The organism is Claveliimonas bilis (assembly GCF_020892095.1).
Classification (GTDB): domain Bacteria; phylum Bacillota; class Clostridia; order Lachnospirales; family Lachnospiraceae; genus Claveliimonas; species Claveliimonas bilis.
The window spans coordinates 2,704,088-2,724,014 of record NZ_AP024845.1 but is presented as its reverse complement, the minus strand read 5'-3'; the positions used below and the strand labels follow the sequence as shown (position 1 = coordinate 2,724,014).

General features: G+C 45.6%; 19 protein-coding genes. 1 reads left to right on the top strand and 18 read right to left on the bottom strand.

Going from position 1 to position 19,927, the window contains the following annotated elements:
* Window positions 1-141 precede the first annotated feature (141 nt).
* From gpmI to EUBC25_RS13140, 10 genes are all read right to left on the bottom strand, one after another.
* Window positions 142-1,680, bottom strand: a complete 1,539-nt coding sequence (gene gpmI, locus EUBC25_RS13185; protein WP_230105943.1) for a 2,3-bisphosphoglycerate-independent phosphoglycerate mutase — start codon at window positions 1,678-1,680, stop codon at window positions 142-144.
* A gap of 14 nt (window positions 1,681-1,694) precedes the next feature.
* Window positions 1,695-2,519 (bottom strand): alpha/beta hydrolase, encoded by an 825-nt coding sequence (locus tag EUBC25_RS13180; RefSeq protein WP_230105942.1) that lies wholly within the window; start codon window positions 2,517-2,519, stop codon window positions 1,695-1,697.
* 69 nt (window positions 2,520-2,588) lie between these two features.
* Window positions 2,589-3,338, bottom strand: a complete 750-nt coding sequence (gene tpiA / locus EUBC25_RS13175; protein ID WP_230105941.1) for a triose-phosphate isomerase — start codon at window positions 3,336-3,338, stop codon at window positions 2,589-2,591.
* Between the two features lie 198 nt (window positions 3,339-3,536).
* A complete protein-coding gene (locus EUBC25_RS13170) occupies window positions 3,537-4,730 on the bottom strand; it encodes a phosphoglycerate kinase (RefSeq protein WP_230105940.1) in 1,194 nt (397 codons plus the stop codon).
* A 108-nt stretch (window positions 4,731-4,838) separates the two neighbouring features.
* Window positions 4,839-5,852 carry a type I glyceraldehyde-3-phosphate dehydrogenase gene (gene gap / locus EUBC25_RS13165; protein ID WP_230105939.1) on the bottom strand — a complete coding sequence of 338 codons (1,014 nt, stop codon included), beginning with the start codon at window positions 5,850-5,852 and terminating at the stop codon, window positions 4,839-4,841.
* A 130-nt stretch (window positions 5,853-5,982) separates the two neighbouring features.
* Window positions 5,983-6,786, bottom strand: coding sequence for a histidinol-phosphatase HisJ family protein (locus EUBC25_RS13160; protein WP_230105938.1), 804 nt, complete (start codon window positions 6,784-6,786; stop codon window positions 5,983-5,985).
* Between the two features lie 22 nt (window positions 6,787-6,808).
* Window positions 6,809-7,894 carry a tRNA 2-thiouridine(34) synthase MnmA gene (gene mnmA / locus EUBC25_RS13155; RefSeq protein WP_230105937.1) on the bottom strand — a complete coding sequence of 362 codons (1,086 nt, stop codon included), beginning with the start codon at window positions 7,892-7,894 and terminating at the stop codon, window positions 6,809-6,811.
* An 18-nt stretch (window positions 7,895-7,912) separates the two neighbouring features.
* Window positions 7,913-8,356 carry a Fe-S cluster assembly scaffold protein NifU gene (gene nifU, locus EUBC25_RS13150; protein WP_076777272.1) on the bottom strand — a complete coding sequence of 148 codons (444 nt, stop codon included), beginning with the start codon at window positions 8,354-8,356 and terminating at the stop codon, window positions 7,913-7,915.
* 18 nt (window positions 8,357-8,374) lie between these two features.
* The gene (gene nifS / locus EUBC25_RS13145; RefSeq protein ID WP_230105936.1) at window positions 8,375-9,556 is read right to left on the bottom strand and encodes a cysteine desulfurase NifS; all 1,182 of its coding nucleotides are present in this window, start codon (window positions 9,554-9,556) and stop codon (window positions 8,375-8,377) included.
* A gap of 30 nt (window positions 9,557-9,586) precedes the next feature.
* Window positions 9,587-10,048, bottom strand: coding sequence for an RrF2 family transcriptional regulator (locus EUBC25_RS13140; RefSeq protein ID WP_230105935.1), 462 nt, complete (start codon window positions 10,046-10,048; stop codon window positions 9,587-9,589).
* A gap of 126 nt (window positions 10,049-10,174) precedes the next feature.
* Between EUBC25_RS13140 and EUBC25_RS13135 the strand changes: the two genes are divergently transcribed.
* On the top strand, window positions 10,175-11,539 hold the full coding sequence (locus tag EUBC25_RS13135; RefSeq protein WP_230105934.1) for a polysaccharide biosynthesis protein: 1,365 nt from the start codon (window positions 10,175-10,177) through the stop codon (window positions 11,537-11,539).
* Window positions 11,540-11,559: 20 nt separating this feature from the next.
* Here the strand turns inward: EUBC25_RS13135 and EUBC25_RS13130 are convergent, their stop codons facing one another.
* From EUBC25_RS13130 to EUBC25_RS13095, 8 genes are all read right to left on the bottom strand, one after another.
* On the bottom strand, window positions 11,560-13,146 hold the full coding sequence (locus EUBC25_RS13130; protein ID WP_230105933.1) for a ClC family H(+)/Cl(-) exchange transporter: 1,587 nt from the start codon (window positions 13,144-13,146) through the stop codon (window positions 11,560-11,562).
* A 51-nt stretch (window positions 13,147-13,197) separates the two neighbouring features.
* Window positions 13,198-14,229 carry an RIP metalloprotease RseP gene (gene rseP / locus EUBC25_RS13125; RefSeq protein WP_230105932.1) on the bottom strand — a complete coding sequence of 344 codons (1,032 nt, stop codon included), beginning with the start codon at window positions 14,227-14,229 and terminating at the stop codon, window positions 13,198-13,200.
* Between the two features lie 13 nt (window positions 14,230-14,242).
* On the bottom strand, window positions 14,243-15,385 hold the full coding sequence (locus EUBC25_RS13120; RefSeq protein WP_230105931.1) for a 1-deoxy-D-xylulose-5-phosphate reductoisomerase: 1,143 nt from the start codon (window positions 15,383-15,385) through the stop codon (window positions 14,243-14,245).
* Between the two features lie 14 nt (window positions 15,386-15,399).
* Window positions 15,400-16,197 (bottom strand): phosphatidate cytidylyltransferase, encoded by a 798-nt coding sequence (locus EUBC25_RS13115; RefSeq protein ID WP_230105930.1) that lies wholly within the window; start codon window positions 16,195-16,197, stop codon window positions 15,400-15,402.
* An 18-nt stretch (window positions 16,198-16,215) separates the two neighbouring features.
* Complete coding sequence (locus EUBC25_RS13110; RefSeq protein WP_230105929.1) at window positions 16,216-16,914, bottom strand: isoprenyl transferase; 699 nt, start codon at window positions 16,912-16,914, stop codon at window positions 16,216-16,218.
* Window positions 16,915-17,020: 106 nt separating this feature from the next.
* Entirely contained in the window at window positions 17,021-17,572 is a 552-nt protein-coding gene (frr, locus tag EUBC25_RS13105; protein ID WP_230105928.1) for a ribosome recycling factor, read from the bottom strand.
* Window positions 17,573-17,601: 29 nt separating this feature from the next.
* Complete coding sequence (gene pyrH / locus EUBC25_RS13100; protein WP_230105927.1) at window positions 17,602-18,297, bottom strand: UMP kinase; 696 nt, start codon at window positions 18,295-18,297, stop codon at window positions 17,602-17,604.
* A gap of 110 nt (window positions 18,298-18,407) precedes the next feature.
* Window positions 18,408-19,769, bottom strand: a complete 1,362-nt coding sequence (locus tag EUBC25_RS13095; protein WP_230105926.1) for an MATE family efflux transporter — start codon at window positions 19,767-19,769, stop codon at window positions 18,408-18,410.
* Window positions 19,770-19,927 lie beyond the last annotated feature (158 nt).

Here is a 19,927-nt window from a genome sequence, read left to right as displayed (position 1 = left end):
AAATAGAAAAAATACCTTGGTTTAATGCAAAAAAGACCGAAGATTAGGGGGAATCCCCTCAATCCAAGGTCCTTTTTGGTTATTTTTATTTGCCTTTTTTAAGAATAATTGTTGTTGCCCTTACTCACCATATATTTCTCATTATTTTACAAGCAATGATCTTCCTGTCATCTCTTTTGGCTGTTTCATTCCCATCAGTTCGATCAATGTAGGAGCGATATCCGCCAAACATCCACCTTCTCTTAATTTGTAAGCCGGATCAGCATTTACAAGAATAAACGGTACCGGATTCGTTGTGTGGGCAGTGAACGGCTCTCCTGTCTCTTCATCGATGAGCTGCTCTGCATTTCCGTGGTCTGCACAGATAAACATCTGACCTCCCACTTCTTTGATAGCCTCTACTGTCTTTCCAACACATTCATCCACTGCCTCGATCGCCTTAATGGCTGCCGCCTCTACTCCGGTATGCCCTACCATATCCGGATTCGCAAAGTTAATGATAATAACGTCATACTTTCCAGAACGAATAGCTTCCGTCAGTTTATCGCAAACTTCGTAAGCGCTCATCTCCGGTTTCAGGTCGTAAGTAGCAACCTTTGGAGATTTTACAAGAATACGGTCTTCTCCTTCATTTGGTTCTTCTACACCGCCGTTAAAGAAGAATGTCACATGCGCGTATTTTTCTGTCTCTGCGATACGTGCCTGCTTCATACCGTTAGCAGCAAGAAATTCTCCGAATGTATTTGTAATTTCCTCTTTCACAAACGCAACCAGTTTATTTTCAATCGTCACATCATATTCTGTAAAGCATACAAAGACCGTCTTGATCCGCTCTCCTCTTTCAAATCCGGCAAAGTCATCATCGCAAAATGTTCTTGTGATCTCTCTTGCACGGTCCGGACGGAAGTTAAAGAAAATAATGGAATCCTGATCTTTGATTGTCGCCACAGGAGCGCCGTCTTTCTCTACAATTGTAGGAAGTACAAATTCGTCTGTTGTATCCTTATCATAGGAAACCTGGATTCCTTCCGGGCCTGACGCTGCCTTTTCGCCCTCTCCAAATACCATTGCACGGTATGCTTTCTCCACACGATCCCAGCGATTGTCCCGATCCATTGCATAGTAACGTCCCATTACAGTAGCAACCTGACCTACGCCGATTTTTTTCATCTTGGCTTCCAACTCTTCTACATATTCTTTTCCAGATGCCGGAGGAGTGTCTCGTCCATCCAGGAAGCAGTGTACATATACCTTTTCAATTCCCTGTCTCTTTGCAAGCTCCAAAAGTCCGTAAATGTGAGTATTATGGCTGTGCACGCCGCCGTCAGATACCAGTCCCATAAGATGGAGCGCTGAATCATGTTTCTTCACATTTTCACATGCTGCAAGAAGAGCTTTGTTTTCAAAGAAATCACCATCCTGAATTGCTTTTGTAATCTTAGTCAGATCCTGATACACAATGCGGCCGGCACCCATGTTCAGATGTCCTACTTCAGAGTTACCCATCTGACCATCCGGAAGTCCTACCGCCATTCCGCTTGCATTTCCCTTTACAAAGGGATACTCTGCCATCAGCTTATCCATAACAGGAGTTTTCCCTTCTGCTACCGCATTGCCTTCTTTCTTTTCATTTAATCCATAACCATCCAAAATCATCAGTACTGTTGGTTTTTTACTCATTTTCTATTCTCCTTCTATTGGTCTTTGCAGATGTTTTCCATCCACTTGTATGCCAGATCCATCCAGCATTGACATTCCTCCTGAACGCCGCTTCCATCAGCACGCCTGGATTCTTCTCCTGCGCTCCCCAGTCCATGAGAGCCTTTCTGAAACAAATGAAGCTCTGTCCTGATCCCTTTCTCGTGCAGCGCTTCTGCCATTCTGACAGAATTTTGAACCGGAACGGTTCTGTCTTCAAAGGTATGCCATATAAAGCAGGGAACTGTATATTCTGTCACCTGTCTTTCTAAGGACAGCATCTCTTTCTTTTCTTCATATTCATCCTGAAGAAGATTTAGGAAACTTCCCTTATGGGAAATATTTTCATCAGAACTTATCACCGGATAACTGAGCAGCAGTCCCGCCGGTCTTAATTTCTCTGATGGGATTCCAAGCTTTTTGGAAAGAAATGTACTGTTCCAGAAAACTCCAAGACACCCTGCCAGATGTCCTCCCGCTGATGAACCCTGAACAAAAATCTGCCTTTCGTCCACCTTCCATTCTTCAGAATGTCCTTTAACAATTCCCATTGCCATTCCAAGTTCCAGAAGCGCTGTGGGATATTTTGCCGGGGCAGTGGAATATCGCAGAATCCCTACATGATACCCTTTTTGCAGAAAGTACATTGCAATAGGCTCTCCTTCCCGAAAACTGGTTCTCTCATATCCGCCTCCCGGACATAAAATAACCATGGGACGCTTTTTTATATGCAGATCTCCCGGCGTATCTAATACATAAGCGATAAAATGAGCATCCGGAAGGGAACCTTCCGTCTGCAGTTTCATTCTTTCAATAATCACACTCTTCACTCCCGAAACTCAAAAGCCCGCAGGAACTGTCTTGCAAGCCCCTGCGGTTCAATCTGGTTCTTACTTATAATTTACAATCTTTCCGAAGTCTGCCTTCAAAGAAGCTCCTCCGACAAGTCCTCCGTCAATGTCAGCCTGTGCAAATAACTCTGCAGCATTTCCTGCATTAACAGAACCGCCGTACTGAATACGGATAGCTTCCGCTGTTGCTTCGTCATAAATCTCTGCAATACATGCACGGATTCCGGCACACACTTCTTCTGCCTGTTCTGTTGTTGCTGTTTTTCCTGTTCCAATCGCCCAGATCGGTTCATATGCGATCACAGCTGTCTTTGCCTGATCTGCTGTAATTCCCTGGAATCCAACCTTAACCTGCTGACGAATGAAATCCATGGTAACGCCCTGTTCTCTCTGCTCCAGAGATTCTCCACAGCACATGATAGGCGTAATGCCATGTTCAAATGCCTTGTGCATTTTCTTGTTGACATCCTCGCTTGTCTCGCCAAAGTAATCTCTTCTCTCTGAATGTCCCAGAACTACATATTTTACACCCGCATCTGTAAGCATTGCCGGAGAAATTTCTCCTGTGTATGCTCCGCTTTCCTCGTAATACATGTTTTCTGCTCCAACCTGGATGTTTGTCCCCTTGCACGCTTCCACTACCGGAATAATATCAATTGCCGGAACACAGAATACAACGTCTGCATCCTCTGTTGCAACTAAAGGCTTTAATTCTTTTACCAGCGCAACTGCCTCGCTGGGAGTTTTATTCATCTTCCAGTTTCCTGCTATAATCTTTCTTCTTGCCATTGTTTTCACTCTTTCCTTTATATATTCTTTAAAATCTGCATTCGTTACTAAGTCCCCTGCTTAAGCCCGTCAGGAAGGGGGGGATGTTCACCTTACTAAACTCACCTGTGCCCTAACGGGCTTGGTTCGCTAAGTGCGGTGAACTAAGTGCGCACTAGAATTCGTCCGGCGTCCTTCGGACTTGGACTCATTAAGTGCTTACTTATCGTTAGCTGCTGCTACGCCCGGAAGTTCTTTTCCTTCCAAAAATTCCAAAGATGCGCCGCCACCTGTAGAGATATGTGTCATCTTGTCACCGTATCCCAACTGATTTACAGCTGCTGCAGAATCTCCTCCTCCGATGATCGTCACAGCATCTGTTTCCGCAAGCGCTTTCGCAACTGCCTCTGTTCCGTGAGCAAAATTCGGCATTTCAAAACATCCCATAGGACCATTCCATACAACTGTCTTTGCATCTTTCACTGCATCTGTAAAAATCTTCTCTGTTTCCGGTCCGATATCCATTCCTTCCCAGCCATCCGGGATTTCTCCTGTCGGTACGATCTGGATATTTGCATCGTTAGAAAATTCATCTCCGATACGATTATCAACCGGAAGAAGCAGTCTTACACCTTTTTCCTCTGCTTTCTTTACCATGTTCTCTGCATATTCCAGATAATCGTCCTCACAAAGAGATGTTCCGATCTTTCCTCCCTTGGATTTTGCGAAAGTATATGCCATTCCTCCGCCGATGATCAAAACGTCCACTTTATCGATCAGGTTTTCAATAACAGAAATCTTGCTGGAAACTTTTGCGCCTCCCAGAATTGCCACAAATGGTCTCTCCGGATTGTTGACTGCATTTCCGAGGAAATCAATTTCTTTTTGCATAAGATAACCAACCACTGCAGTATCTACATATTTTGTCACTCCAACATTTGAGCAGTGTGCTCTATGAGCAGTACCAAAAGCGTCATTTACAAATACGTCGCACAGGGAAGCAAGCTCTTTTGAAAATGTATCTTCATTTTTCGTTTCTTCCGCTCTGTAACGTGTATTCTCCAAAAGAACAACTTCTCCATCTTTCATGGCTTCAACAGCAGCTTTTGCATTTGGTCCTACAACCTCCGGATCAGCCGCAAATTTCACTTCCTGTCCTAACAGCTCTGACAAACGCTTTGCAACCGGTGCAAGAGACAGTTCCGGCACTGCCTGTCCCTTCGGTTTACCCAAATGAGAACAAAGAATCACCTTTCCGCCGTCTCCGATCAGCTTCTTAATTGTCGGAAGGGCTGCAACAAGACGATTCTCATCCGTAATCTTTCCATCGATAAGCGGTACATTGAAATCACATCTTACAAGGACCTTTTTCCCTTTTACATTGATATCATCTACAGATTTTTTATTAAGCATTTAAGTGCCTCCTTTCATTTTCCGATACTTTTGAAAAAAGTCGAAATTCTCTCATAATGCCAAAAACGGATCCGGTCCCAACAAGACCGGACCCGTTTTGAGTCTTAATTATGCTAATTCAGAGAAGTATTTGATTGTTCTTACCATCTGGCTTGTGTATGAATTTTCATTGTCATACCAGGAAACAACCTGTACTTCTGTTGTTCCATTCTCTAATGGAAGTACCATTGTCTGTGTTGCATCAAACAGAGAACCATATCTCATTCCTACGATATCGCTGGATACGATTTCATCTGTGTTGTATCCGAAGGATTCTGTAGCAGCAGCTTTCATTGCAGCGTTGATCTGATCAACTGTTACATTTCCTTCTACAACTGCTGTCAGGATTGTTGTGGATCCTGTCGGGGTTGGAACTCTCTGTGCAGCTCCGATCAGTTTTCCGTTCAGTTCCGGAATAACAAGACCGATTGCCTTAGCAGCTCCTGTGCTGTTTGGAACGATATTGCATGCAGCAGCACGTGATCTTCTTAAGTCACCTTTTCTCTGTGGTCCGTCCAGTGTCATCTGATCGCCTGTGTAAGCGTGGATTGTACACATAATACCGGATTTGATCGGTGCAAGATCATTCAGAGCCTTAGCCATTGGTGCAAGACAGTTTGTTGTACAGGAAGCTGCAGAAATAACTGTATCTTCCGGTTTCAGTGTTTCATGGTTTACATTATATACGATAGTCGGCAGATCGTTTCCTGCTGGTGCAGAAATAACAACCTTTCTAGCTCCTGCTTTAATATGAGCAGATGCTTTATCTTTAGATGTATAGAAGCCTGTACATTCCAGAACAACGTCTACTCCGATCTCTCCCCATGGAAGCTCTTCTGCATTTGCTTTTGCGTAGATCTTGATCTCTTTTCCATCAACAATGATAGAATCATCTGTAGCTTCTACTTTATCAGCCAGAGCATATTTTCCCTGTGAAGAGTCATATTTCAACAGGTGAGCTAACATTTTTGGGCTTGTCAGGTCATTGATCGCAACTACTTCATACCCTTCAGCTCCAAACATCTGTCTGAAAGCAAGACGTCCGATACGTCCAAAACCATTGATTGCTACTTTTACTGCCATGATTAATTCCTCCTAAAGTCTTTTCACTGTTTCACAGCTTTTATTTTTGCTCCTTAACTTCGTTAAAGAACCATCAACCATTAACAATTGTACTAAATCTCATACAAAAATTCAAGAGCCTTTTCCAATTTTATGTAAGTACTTTGAAAACAGGCTTTCTTTCCTTAAATTCCGTGTAATACCGGAATCCGCAGGATTTCAGGATATCGTCTGCCTTATGGAAATCATAGGCTATATGTTCCGGGCAGTGTCCGTCTGCCCCTACTGTGATGATTTCTCCGCCAAGTTCCCGGTAACGCTTCAGAATATCCGGGTGGGGATGGGCAAAAGGCAGCCCGTATTTCAGTCCCGCCATGTTCAATTCTATTCCTTTCCCCCGCTCTATAACCGCTTTCAGGATTTCATCGATCTCATCTGCGTATTTTTGATAAGAATATCCTTCTGCTTTGCCGTTTCCGTATCTCACCACATAATCAATATGTCCAAGCACATCGAAATCCGGGGTGCTGCGTATATCTTCCAGCATCTCCACAAAAGCTCTCCGGTATACTTCTTCATCACTTTTTCCGTTAAAAAGCGTGCCAAGAGCCGGATCTTCCCCGTCAATCACATGCAGGGAGCCTATCACAAAGTCAAACGGGTACCGCTTTGTCAACTCTGTAAAAAATCCGCCCAGATGGGGCTGCATTCCAAGTTCTACCCCAATCCGTATATCCAGCCTGTCTCTGTATTTTTCCCTAAGAGGTTCCAGTACTTTAAAATATTTTTCTACATCGAAAACGCTTTCCTCTCCCCATCCGAGATAGTCCTTGTCATAGTGATCTGTAAAGCAGATCACCTCCAGCCCCTTTTCGATGGATTTTTGTATCATCTCTTCCGGAGCGCTCTTAGAATCATGGGAAAAGGAAGTATGCATGTGTACATCCGCCCTCATTTTCTTTCACATCCTTACTGATTTATTGATTGTTTATGATCGTCCCGCCTCCCAGGACATATTCTCCGTCATAGAGCACTACCGCCTGTCCGGGTGCCGCGGCGCGAAGAGGCTCATCAAAAGTACAAAGGATCTCATCTTCCCCTGTCCTTTCTACAGTACACCAGGCCCCTTTATGATTGTAGCGTATTTTTGCCCAGACTTTTTTTGGCTCCTTTAAATCTTCCACTGACATAAAATTGATCCGGTCAGCCCTTACGTATCTGGAAAGCGACTCTTCTGCCTTTCCCAGCACCACTTCATTGGTTTCCGGGCGGATAGCCAGCACAAAGACCGGATAGCCCATAGCTACTCCCAGTCCTTTCCTTTGCCCTACTGTATAATGAATGATCCCGTTATGACGCCCCACAATTGTTCCGTCTGTCAAAACAAAATTTCCCTGCGGGAATGTCTGGTCTGCCGTTTTCTCAATAAAGGAAGCATAATCTCCATCCGGCACAAAACAAATGTCCTGGCTGTCCGGCTTATGCGCCACGGGCAGGTTCATTTTTGCGGCCATTTCCCGAATTTCTTCCTTTGTATATCCGCCCACCGGCATCAGCGTCCTCTTAAGCTGCTCCTGCGTCAGATTATAGAGCGCGTATGTCTGATCCTTTCTTCCGGTAGCGGAAGTACGCACTGCATAGCGGCCGTTGGGAAGCTGCTCGACTCTGGCATAATGCCCTGTGGCAATATAGTCTGCTCCAATATCCATGCTTCTTTTCAGAAGAGACTCCCATTTCACAAAACGATTGCAGGCGATACAGGGATTCGGAGTCCTGCCGCCAATATATTCATCTACAAAATAGTCGATCACATTCTCTTTAAATTCTCTTTTAAAATTCATGACATAATAAGGAATGTCAAGGCTGGCCGCTACCCTCCTTGCATCATCCACCGCCGTAAGACCGCAGCAGCCGCCGTTCTCCTCCTGAAGTTTCTCCTCTTCATCCTGCCAGATCTGCATGGTGACTCCGATCACGTCATATCCCTGTTCTTTTAAAAGCCAGGCAGCCACGGAGGAATCCACTCCTCCCGACATGCCTACTACAACCCTCTTCTTCTCCATTTTCGCTCTTTCCCCGGCCTAGTATTCCTCTTCTTCCTCTTCCTCTCCTTCGTGGATATCGGATTTCGGCTTTTCCAGTCCTTCTATTTTAATACCGTTCTTTTCCGCGTAATCCCAAAGCGCTGCATGAATGGCTTCCTCTGCCAGAAGAGAACAGTGTACCTTCACCGGCGGAAGCCCGTCCAGAGCTTCCATCACCGCTTTATTCGTTACTTCCATGGCCTCCTGGATGTTCTTTCCTTTCACCAGCTCTGTAGCCATACTGCTTGTGGCAACTGCCGCTCCGCAGCCGAATGTCTTAAATTTGACATCCCGGATGATCTGGTTCTCATCAATATCCAGGTAGATTCTCATGATATCTCCGCACTTTGCGTTTCCTACTGTTCCAACGCCGCTGGCGTTCTCAATTTCTCCCATATTTCTTGGATGCTGAAAATGATCCATTACCTTTTCTGTATACATAGTCCATTCCTCCTGCTCTTATTTGTTTTTCTTTACAAAATCTTCGTACAGAGGAGACATATCTCTCAATTTAGATACTATCTCCTTTAAAGTATCTACTACATAGTCAATATCTTCCTTTGTCGTTTCATCACTTAAGGTCAGTCGAAGTGATCCGTGAGCGATCTCATGGGGCAGGCCGATCGCCAGAAGCACATGAGACGGATCCAGTGAGCCGGATGTGCAGGCAGAACCGCTGGATGCACAGATCCCTTTCATATCCAGCATGATCAAAAGGGATTCCCCTTCAATAAACCGGAAGCTGAAGTTGGCATTGTTAGGCAGACGCTTTGTCCTCTCCCCGTTCAGCTTTGTATACGGAATTTCATCCAAAACACGGCCGATCAGATAATCACGAAGTTCTGTTTCCTTCCGCGCTCTTACATCCATCGTGTTCACTGCTCTTTCCACTGCTTTTCCAAGTCCGATGATGCCTGGTACATTTTCTGTTCCGGCGCGGCGTTTTCTCTCCTGTCCTCCTCCGTGGATGAAAGAACGGATTTTTACTCCCTTCCGGATATAGAGAAAACCGATTCCTTTCGGGCCGTTCAGCTTATGGCCGCTGGCACTTAACATATCAATGTGGCACTCATCTACATTGATGGGAACCTGTCCGAAAGCCTGCACAGCGTCTGTATGGAATAAAATGCCGTGTTCACTGGCAATCTTCCCGATTTCCTTAATAGGTTCAATCGTTCCGATCTCATTATTTGCAAACATAACAGAAATAAGGATGGTATCCGGGCGGATAGCCTTCTCAACTTCTTCCGGATGCACGGTTCCATTTTCATCCACATCCAGATAAGTCACTTCAAATCCTTTTCTTTCCAGATACTCTGCCGTATGGAGAATAGCATGATGCTCTATTTTTGTAGTAATAATGTGTTTTCCTTTTTCTCCATATGCTTCCGCCGTTGCTTTCAGGGCCCAGTTGTCGGATTCCGAACCACCGGCTGTAAAGTAAATCTCATTGCTCTTCGCTCCCAGCGCTTCAGCGATGATCTCTCTTTGCCTTGTCACTTCATCCTTGTTTTTGGAAGCAAAACTGTATACACTGGACGGATTTCCATAATTCTCCGTAAAATAAGGAAGCATAGTCTCCACTACTTCCAGCGCTGTTTTTGTTGTTGCTGCATTATCTAAATAAATCAGTTTTTCCATTTTCTCCTCCTATCTGCAGTCATTTTCTATCTATTTTCTGCTGCATGCTTTCTCTGTATTCTCCTCATTCTCGCCAAGAACTTTGCTCTCCTCCACCAGTTCATTCAGATGGATTTCATCTACAGTCTGATTGATACTGTCATTGATCTTTTGCCAGACATATTTCGTTACACAGTTGGCAGAAGCCTTGCACCCCTTTTCAGGATGGAAAGCAGCGCATTCAGCCGGTTCCAGCTTTCCCTCCAGAGCACGAAGCACATCTCCTACAGAAATCTCTTTCGCAGACTTTGCCAGCACATATCCTCCTGCCGCTCCCCGAATACTCTTTACAAGACCGGCTCTTTTCATGAGCGCCATCAGCTGTTCCAGATATCCTTCCGAAATATCCTGGCGCGCCGCAATACTGCTTATGGAAACAGGCTCTTCCTCGCTGTATCTTGCCAGATCAATAAGAGCGCGAAGCCCGTATCTTCCTTTTGTTGAAAGCTTCATTTTTCCACCTTCTTCCCAATCCCTAGTATTTTACTCGGAATTTCTATCAGTAGAATATCACCCGCCGGGTGTTCTGTCAAGGAGAAAATCGGAATATGCTGTAACAAGGCTACCTGGGAGTTTTCTATGGATCAGAAACACGCCATTATCAAAGGCGCATTTATTCTTACATTAACCGGTTTTGCTACCCGGTTTATCGGCTTTTTTTACCGGATCTTTTTAAGTCAGTCTTTCGGAGAGGAAAGCGTGGGGCTCTATCAGCTGATCTTTCCGGTTTATGCGCTCTGCTTTTCCCTGTGCTGTGCCGGTATTGAAACTGCCGTTGCAAGGAACGTGGCTGCAAGTTCTTCTCTGGGAGATAAAAAAAGGGCGGTTATATTTTTATACTGTGGCCTTTTTTTATCTTTCCTCCCCTCTTGTATCATGATGCTTCTTATGCAAAAGGAAGCAGATTTTATCGCTTCCTTCTTTTTAGGAGAACCGAGGTGTGCCCCTTTGCTTATTATCATCTCCTACGCCATGCCCTTTGCCGCTGTCCACAGCTGCATATGCGGGTACTATATCGGATTAAAAAAGACAAGGATACCAGCCATTTCACAGCTGGTTGAACAGATTGCCAGGGTGTGCTCTGTCTTCTTTCTTTACCGTTATTTTATGGAGCGCTCTTTGTCAGCCGGCATCTCTCTTGCTGCTGTCGGACTGGTAATGGGGGAAATATTTTCCTCCCTTTTTTCTCTCCACGCTTTTCGTAAAGAAAAAAGGCAGACGCTTCTTCCTGCTTCTGCAGTTCTTCCTCAAAAGCCGGGCAGCTGGAGAAATGGAATGAGGGGCATCCTTCAGACTTCTCTTCCTCTGACCGGCAACCGTGTACTTTTAAATATCCTCCAAAGCACAGAAGCCGTTTCCATCCCTGCAAAGCTCCAGATCTTCGGATTTTCTGTCAGTGACTCCTTAAGTATCTATGGGGTTCTGACCGGTATGGCTCTTCCCTGCATCCTCTTTCCATCAGCCATCACCAATTCCATCTCCACCATGCTCCTTCCCGCAGTTGCTGAAATCCAGGCTGGCGGAAGCATAAAAAAGCTTCGGGAAGTGATCCGGAAAGTCTTCTTCTGCTGTTTTGCCCTGGGGCTTGCCTGTTGCTTTGCCTTTCTCCTTTTTGGACAGCTGGCAGGCGAACTTCTTTTTCACAGTCAAATGGCCGGACAGTTTATCATAACTCTGGCCTGGATATGTCCCTTCCTCTATACAAACAGCACTCTTCTTAGCGTCATCAACGGACTGGGAAAGGCCAACATTTCTTTTCTGCTTAATACAGCCGGACTGCTTCTTAGGATTGCCAGCGTCTTTTTCATGATTCCTCTTTCGGGAATCCGCGGATACTTGTGGGGACTTCTTATCAGCCAGGGAACTGTCTTTTTGTTGTGTCTTATGTATCTCGGACTTTACATAGCGTCAATATGCAAAAAGGAAAACAGGGGAGTAAAGTAATCATTCCCCTGTTCTCCTTTTTAATTCACATGAAAATCTGTCAGATTTTCACTGCATATTTTCCGGATTTCTCCGATTACTGCAGGACTGTCTGCTTCATCGGTCAAAAAGGCAAGACAGTCCCCTGTTTGTATTTTTGTGCTTCCCCTTGGGATAATTTCCTCTTCTCCCCTTCGCACGGACACAAGCAGGCACCGCTCCGGCCATTCCACTTCCCGGATTCTCCTTCCTGCCGCACAGGAGCCAAGCATAACCGTACATTCTGTCAGTACTTTTTCTCCTCTCCTCTCAAGTACTTTTTCTCCTCTCTTTTTCAGAAGATTTCTAAGAAGGCTTTCATAAATCGGCTCTGAGCGCATTAAAGTCGCTACAATATAAGCCATGATAGACACAAGCGCCAGGGAGAGCATCTGATTGACAGAACCTGTCATTTCAAAAATAAGTATAATACCGGTCAGAGGCGCACGGACAATTGCCGTAAAATAGCCGGCCATGGCAAGAAGAACGAAGTTATTCAGGTAAATTTCCTCCAATCCGAAAAAGACATGACCTGCCTCCGCAAAAATACCTCCGATAAACGCACCGATGATCAGCATAGGAAAAAAGATTCCTCCCGGCGCACCGGAGCCAAAACTGACGGCGGAGAACAGAAATCTTCCCACCAGAAAAAATACCATGGTTCCAAGGGCCATCTCTCCTGCTGTCAACTCTTCAATAAGCATATGCCCTGTTCCCAGCATTTCAGGAGCAAAAAGCCCAATGACTCCCGCACACAAAAAGGGGATCAGGATTTTTCCTGTGTTTCCCATCCTTGTCATGCAGCTGTACAATGCCTGGATCTTCAGGGTAAACCAGTTATAAAACGCACCAAGAACGCCAAGCAGGACGCCAAGGGCAAGGATCATTCCATAATACTCTGTAGGCAGAACTTTCAGAAGTTCAAAAGAAAATACAGATTCTCTCCCCAGAATTGTTGTGGCAAGAAAATCTGCTGTAAGAGAAGCCGACATGACAGAAATCAGCACAGACACAGAGAAATTCTTATGAACTTCCTCCAAAGAGAACATAACTCCGGCAAGAGGCGCATGAAAGGCAGCGGCCAAACCTGCACTGGCGCCGCAGGTGAGCAGAAATTTTTCCTCCGTCTTTCCCCGGTCAAGAAGGCGTGACACAACTTTTCCCGCCATGGCCCCCAGCTGAATGGATGGACCTTCCCGTCCAAGAGCCAGACCGCCGAAAATGCAGAGAAATCCTCCTGCAAATTTTGCCGGAAGCACCCGCCACCAGGCCTGATCGATCTTCCCGGCAATCTCCCCTTCCAACTGCGGGATGCCGCTTCCTGAAATCAACGGTTCATATGAGACAAGTGCTGCTGTCAGCAGCGCCATTAAAACCAAAACCATGAACCAGCCGGCAATCAACAGCGGATGTCCGGTTATGAAGCTTAAAATCCTATTTAGCCAGTCCCCGGCGCATCCAAGGATCATTCGATATAAGATCACTACAAGTCCGCCAATCCCCCCGACGATTATCCCCTCGCCGATCAGAATAACCTGAAATCGTTCTGCACGACGGATTGTGGCGGAAATATTTTTATTTTCTTCCATTTTCTCATTCCTCCGAATCTATTTCTCCTGCAGAAAAAAAGAGGGTATTCTCTAGAAAAATACCCTCTGAATGTCATTGAACAGGACAACAACCATCAGCACCATCAAAACAACAATACCGGCAAAGTGTACATACCCCTCTTTTTCCGGCGAAATCCTCTTCCTCCGCACAGCCTCAATGGCGAGAAACACGAGTCGCCCTCCATCAAGTGCCGGAAGAGGAAGCAGATTCATTACCCCCAGGTTGGCTGATATCAGAATCGCAATGTTCAGCATGTTCACGGTCACTGTCAGCGCTCCATAATCTCTTGTCTCCTTATAGGTGGAATCTACCACATCCACAATTCCTACCGGCCCGGAGAGCTGGTCTATTCCAATCTGCCCTGTAACAAGCATTTTCAGGCTGGACAAAGTCGTGTCGATCCAGTATTTCACCTCGTAAGCACTGTACTGCAATGTTTTAAGAGGCGTTGCCCTGGTATTTCCCGCTCCGTTGATTCCAAGAAGATAATAGGATATCTCTTCATTATACTTTGGCTGCAGGATCACTCCCCTCTCTATTCCGTCCCTCTCAAAGATAATCTCCACTTCTTCCCCCTGGTGGAACTGATTGTAAGTCTTCACCTCTCGGAAAAGATGGATATTCTTTCCATTGATCTCCACTATCCGGTCTCCGGGCTGCAGACCTGCCTCTTGTGCCGGATATCCTTCGTCGAGAGATCCGATCACCGGCTCGTCATATCCCACGAAAGCGATCAGCACTATCGCACAGACAAAGGCCAGGATAAAGTTAAAGACAGGACCTGCAGCAATGACGGAAATCCTTGCCCACACTGATTTATTATTGAAATTGGCAGGTGAATCCGTTGCCTCGTCATCTTCCCCCATTGCACAGTATCCTCCGATCGGAAGGATCCTGACCGCATAGAGTGTTCCATGATACTCCTTTGCAAAAAGGGCCGGCCCCATTCCGATCGCAAATTCCTGTACCTCAATGCCATTAAGCTTTGCCAGAACAAAATGTCCCAGCTCGTGAAAAAATATGATAAAACTGAAGATTAAAATTGCAATGATGATTCCCAAATTCTACCTCCTGCTATTTCCTGCTGTTGATATATTCATATACCCCCTCTTCCGTATCCAATATCTCTTCAAGAGACGGCTGTTCCACATTTTTGTGTCTTTCCATACATTCCTTTATAATCTTCGGGATTTCCAGATAACCGATTTTCCGCTCCAGGAAAAGCTGCACTGCCCGCTCATTTGCCGCATTAAACACCGTAGGCAGGCTGCCGCCTCTTCTTCCTGCTTCGTATGCAAGGGCAAGACCGTAAAATGTATCGGTATCCGGCTTTTCAAAGTCCAGTTTTCCCAGATTCCAGAAATCCAGCCGTTCGCCCGGCAGATACCTCCGCTCCGGATAGTAAAGAGCATACTGTATAGGAAGCTTCATATCCGGAGTGCCAAGCTGAGCAATCACCGCTCCGTCCTCATATTCCACCATGGAGTGAATGACGCTCTGGGGCTGAACCACAACCTGAATCTGACTGACATCCACATCAAAAAGCCACTTTGCCTCGATCACTTCCAAGCCTTTGTTTACCATGGTAGAGGAATCAATGGTAATCTTCCTTCCCATCTCCCAATTTGGGTGTTTCAGTGCATCCTCCACCTGGATATCTGCAAGTTCTTCTCTTTTCTTTCCTCTGAAAGGTCCTCCTGATGCAGTAAGAAGGATCTTTTTCACAGCCTTTTGCTGTCCTCCCTGAAGAGACTGGAAAATAGCGCTGTGTTCACTGTCCACCGGTAGAATAGAAACTCCGTTTTCTTTTGCAAGAGGCATAATAAGATGACCTGCTGTCACTAAAGTTTCTTTATTTGCAAGAGCAATATCTTTTCCCGCCTTTATAGCTTCCATTGTAGGACGTATGCCGATCATTCCGACAATTGCTGTTACCAGTATCTCCATTTCCTCAAATGCTGATACCTGGATCAGCCCATCCATACCGGAAACAATCTTAACCGGCAGGTCTTTTACTCTCTCTTTCAGCTCTTTCGCCTTCTTTTCATCCCATACAGCGGCAATACGGGGTGCAAACTCACGGATCTGTTCTTCCAGAAGCCGGATATTGCTTCCGGCTGCCAGAGCAGTCACTTCAATATCCTTATTTTCCCTTACCACTTCCAGGGTCTGAGTTCCAATGGAACCAGTAGAGCCAAGAATGCCTATTTTCTTCATTTTCTTTCCGCCTCCTATCCAAGCAGCACTGTCAGATAATAGATGACCGGAGCTGTAAAGATCACGCTGTCAAACCGATCCAGGATCCCTCCGTGGCCCGGGATCAGCTTTCCATAATCCTTGATCTCATGGTTTCTTTTAATAGCTGAAGCGGCAAGATCCCCGATCTGGGAAATAATGCCTCCGATTCCGCATATCAGTGCATAGAATGCCGGCGAAACATCCGCCTGCCCCCAGTGATTCATGGCCAGTGAGAATAATGCTCCAAGAAGAGCCGCTCCAAGTACACCGCCCACTCCTCCTTCTATAGATTTTTTCGGGCTTAACTTAGGCGCCATTTTATGCTTTCCGATCAGCATGCCTACACAGTAAGCACAGGTATCGCATCCCCAGGAACTCAAGAAGATCAGCCACACTGCCACTCCGCCGTCCGGCAGCATTCTTGTCTGATAAACATAGGAGAGCATGACTGCTACGTAAAACAGTCCAAAATAAGTAACCATCACCTGTTCCGTACGGTACTTTGGAAATGCGAAAACATAGACCGCCATCACCACTACAAGGAACAGGACCAAAAGGGCTGTCACCATTTCCATTCTTCCTGTAAACAACAGCCCATAGTAAACCATTGCCGCCAGATAGCCCGCAATGCCCAGGCTTACTCTTTCCACTTTTACTACTTTATAAAGTTCACTCATGCCGATCAAACTGATCACCGCCAGGACTCCGAACAGCAGATTGCCTCCATATCCCACAGTAATGATCAGCACGATCACCAGTATGATCCCACTTAAAAGTCTCGTTTTAAACATCTGTTATTCCTCCCTCTCCTACACCTTCCCATATCGGCGGTCTCTGGCATTATACTGTTCGATTGCTTTCCAAAGTTCCTCCTTTGAAAAATCAGGCCAGAGTACGTCTGTGAAGTAGAACTCGGAATATGCCAGCTGCCACAGCAGATAGTTGGAAAGACGTTCCTCACCGCTTGTGCGGATCAAAAGATCCGGATCGGGAATATCATGTGTATCCAGATAGGACTCAAAACAGGACTCATCAACAGACTTCGGATCCAGAATCCCGGAAGCCGCATCCTGAGCAATTCTTCTGACAGCACGTAGAATTTCATCCCTGCTTCCGTAATTAATAGCAATCTGAAAATTCAGCCCTCCATTATTGACGGTAGCTGCTTCCAGCTCATTGATCCGATCCTGAATGTCCTGTGCCAGCCTGGTTTTGTCTCCAATGACACGTATCTTCATATCATTTTTTTCTGCTGTTTTCAGACAAGTTTTCATATAATTACGGAGCAGCTTCATCAGCGCATCCACCTCATCTTTGGGGCGGTTCCAGTTCTCCGTGGAAAAAGCATAAACGGTAAGATACTTTATTCCCATCCTCCAGGCCTCTTCGCAGATTTTTTCTACTGTTTTGCTCCCCTGTGCGTGGCCGTAATTTCTGGGCATTCCTTTAGATTTTGCCCATCGTCCGTTTCCGTCCAGGATGATCGCCACATGTCTTGGTATATTCATCACCAAATTCCTCCTGCTATGTTCTTTTATCGGGAAAAGGCATTACGCCTGACGCTTTAAACGGGGACACTATTTTCATGTCCCCGTCCCCGTTTTGTCCTTTGGTTTAAACTGTCATGACTTCTTTTGACTTATGCTCTACTGATTTTTCTGCTTCTGCCACATATTTATCAGTTAGTTTCTGCAGCTGGTCTTCCAGATCTTTGATCTCATCCTCTGAGACGTCGCTTCCTTTCAGTTTTTTGAAGGCATCATTTCCATCTCTTCTGATATTTCGGATCGCTACCTTTGCCTGTTCTCCCTTTTTCTTTACATCTTTTACCAGCTCTTTCCTGCGCTCTTCTGTAAGTTCCGGAAATACCAGGCGTACTGTAGTTCCGTCGTTTGTAGGATTGATGCCCAGATCTGACATATTGATAGCTTTTTCAATCACCTTGAGCATACTCTTTTCCCATGGCTGGATCTGTATCATACGGGCTTCCGGTACAGAAATGTTTGCAACCTGCTGAATCGGCGTCGGTGTTCCATAGTAATCTACCGTAATCTTATTGAGCACATTCGGGTTGGCACGGCCGGCACGTATTGTGGCCAGCTCTCCGTCCAGGTTTGCCAGTGTCTTTTTCATTTTTTCTTCATATACCTGCAGTTTTTCGTTCATAGTAATTTCCTCCCTTATCTTTCTTTATACTACACGGTCACTTTTGTACCGGTAAAGGTTCCTGACATAGTGTTCACAATACTGTTTTCTTCGCCCAGTCCGAACACCAGCATGGGCATTTTATTTTCCAGACACATAATGGACGCTGTCAGATCCACGGCCATCAACTTTTTATCGATAATTTCCTGAATGGAAATCTCATCATACTTCACCGCATTTGGATTTACCTTGGGATCGCTGTCATAGATACCGTCGATTGCCTTTGCAAGAAGCATGGCATCCGCCTCAATCTCGATTGCCCGAAGAACAGCTCCCGTATCTGTAGAAAAGTACGGGTGTCCGGTTCCTCCTGCAAAAAAGATCACCTTTCCATCTTCCAGCGCTTCCACTGCCCTGTCTTTGGAAAACAGTGTTGTAAATGCTCCGCACACAAAAGGAGTGAACACTTCCGTTTTCATACCTACATGGCGGAAAATATCTGATACATAAATACAGTTCATCACTGTTGCCAGCATCCCGATCTGATCTGCTTTTGTACGGTCGATCGTTTCACTGGTTCTTCCTCTCCAGAAATTTCCCCCTCCTGTCACAATAGCGATCTGATATCCGTCATCTGCAAGTGTTTTCACCTGACGGGCAACTCCAATGCAAGTCGCCTCATCAAATCCGGTCTTTTTATCTCCTGCAAGCGCTTCTCCGCTTAACTTTAACAATACTCTTTTCATAAAGTCATGCTCCTTATTTTCCAACATAATGAGATGCACACCTGGTATTCTTCATTTGTGCATACCTAAGGTAAAGTATAGCATAGGTTCTCTGAAAATGGAATAAATGATCACCCTTTTCTGACAGCTTTTTTTCTCTTTTCCTCTCTGTTTTTAGCATAAACAATACCAAAATACATAATCAGAAGAAGGCCGCCTGCCAAAATCCAGGCAGCGGGGCTGGCCATGCATGTTCCTATATAGCTTCCGCGGGAAGCGGAAATAAGAGCAACACTTCCTCTTCCGATCAGCTCTGCCACACCTGCCAGCATTGGGAGCAGTCCGTATCCCATTCCCTGTATCCCATTCCTGTAAATGTTGACAACAGCCAAAGGAATAAAAGTAACAGCCACACATTTCAGATAGATATCTGCAAGATGCATAATCTCATTCACCTGTTCTGATACAAAAAGAATGGTGAGATATTTCCCTCCCAAAATGACAGCAGCTCCTGTCAGGACCGCATAGATACATCTGATCAGAGTAGACGCTCCAAATCCTTGCCTGATCCGGTCAAATCTTCCCGCCCCTGTATTCTGTGCGCAGTAAGTTGCCATCGCTGTCCCCAGGGCGACATATGCCTGTGTCACTACCTGCTCGATCTTGCTGGCTGCCGCAAACCCTGCAACTGCCAGTGATCCCAGCGTATTCAGGGCAGCCTGGACCATGATAGTTCCCACTGCAGTAATGGAATACTGCAGTGCCATAGGAAGACCGATCTTCATCTGCCATCCGGCCATACTCCAGTTTATCTTCCAATCCTCCTTTTTCAGATGGAGTTCCGGAACCTTTTTTCCGATGTATACAAGACACAGTAGTCCCGATACACCCTGTGAGATCACCGTCGCGAAAGCCGCTCCCGCCGCTCCCATGTGGAACACAATAATAAACACAAGATCCAGTACCACATTCAAAAATGCCGCCAGTACAAGGAAATATAATGGCACTTTACTGTTGCCGAGAGCACGCAGAATGCTGGCCAAAAGGTTATAGAGCACCTGCGCCGCAATTCCCCCGCAGATTACCATAATATATCCGTAAGCTTCCCCATAAATGTCTGAAGGCGTATTCATCCACGCCAGAATCTGTTTCATTGCAAGCATACTGCCCACTGTCATAATGACGGATATGGCTGCAGACAAAATTGCCGCTGATGCGACAGACTGCCGCACAGCCTTTTTGTTTCCGGCCCCGAAATACTGTGAAGTGATCACGGTAAATCCTGCCGTAAGTCCAAGTAAGAATCCCAGGATCAAAAACATAATTGTTCCGCAGGATCCCACCGCCGCCAGTGCCTGCGGCCCTACAAACTTCCCTACGATCACTGCGTCCGCCATATTATACAGCTGCTGAAATATATTTCCGATAAAAATGGGTATCGTAAAGTTCAAAATGGCCCTTCCCGGGCTTCCTACTGTCATGTCTTTTTCCATTTTTGTTTCCTCCTGCATTTTTTACGCAAACGTTAATCATTATACCGAACCTCGATTTCGAATGCAAGAGGGATAGAGCCAATTTTCCCGTCATACAACAAAAAAGGACATCCGTCCGGAATGTCCTTTCGTTTTCCCATAATGCGCCAAATATTTGC

Bases quoted from the DNA above. Each gene is read 5' to 3' on its own strand.
- gpmI (WP_230105943.1), bottom strand. From the start codon at position 1,680: ATGAGTAAAAAACCAACAGTACTGATGATTTTGGATGGTTATGGATTA.
- tpiA (WP_230105941.1), bottom strand. From the start codon at position 3,338: ATGGCAAGAAGAAAGATTATAGCAGGAAACTGGAAGATGAATAAAACT.
- EUBC25_RS13170 (WP_230105940.1), bottom strand. From the start codon at position 4,730: ATGCTTAATAAAAAATCTGTAGATGATATCAATGTAAAAGGGAAAAAG.
- gap (WP_230105939.1), bottom strand. From the start codon at position 5,852: ATGGCAGTAAAAGTAGCAATCAATGGTTTTGGACGTATCGGACGTCTT.
- EUBC25_RS13160 (WP_230105938.1), bottom strand. From the start codon at position 6,786: ATGAGGGCGGATGTACACATGCATACTTCCTTTTCCCATGATTCTAAG.
- mnmA (WP_230105937.1), bottom strand. From the start codon at position 7,894: ATGGAGAAGAAGAGGGTTGTAGTAGGCATGTCGGGAGGAGTGGATTCC.
- nifU (WP_076777272.1), bottom strand. From the start codon at position 8,356: ATGTATACAGAAAAGGTAATGGATCATTTTCAGCATCCAAGAAATATG.
- nifS (WP_230105936.1), bottom strand. From the start codon at position 9,556: ATGGAAAAACTGATTTATTTAGATAATGCAGCAACAACAAAAACAGCG.
- EUBC25_RS13140 (WP_230105935.1), bottom strand. From the start codon at position 10,048: ATGAAGCTTTCAACAAAAGGAAGATACGGGCTTCGCGCTCTTATTGAT.
- EUBC25_RS13135 (WP_230105934.1), top strand. From the start codon at position 10,175: ATGGATCAGAAACACGCCATTATCAAAGGCGCATTTATTCTTACATTA.
- EUBC25_RS13130 (WP_230105933.1), bottom strand. From the start codon at position 13,146: ATGGAAGAAAATAAAAATATTTCCGCCACAATCCGTCGTGCAGAACGA.
- EUBC25_RS13120 (WP_230105931.1), bottom strand. From the start codon at position 15,385: ATGAAGAAAATAGGCATTCTTGGCTCTACTGGTTCCATTGGAACTCAG.
- EUBC25_RS13115 (WP_230105930.1), bottom strand. From the start codon at position 16,197: ATGTTTAAAACGAGACTTTTAAGTGGGATCATACTGGTGATCGTGCTG.
- EUBC25_RS13110 (WP_230105929.1), bottom strand. From the start codon at position 16,914: ATGAATATACCAAGACATGTGGCGATCATCCTGGACGGAAACGGACGA.
- frr (WP_230105928.1), bottom strand. From the start codon at position 17,572: ATGAACGAAAAACTGCAGGTATATGAAGAAAAAATGAAAAAGACACTG.
- pyrH (WP_230105927.1), bottom strand. From the start codon at position 18,297: ATGAAAAGAGTATTGTTAAAGTTAAGCGGAGAAGCGCTTGCAGGAGAT.
- EUBC25_RS13095 (WP_230105926.1), bottom strand. From the start codon at position 19,769: ATGGAAAAAGACATGACAGTAGGAAGCCCGGGAAGGGCCATTTTGAAC.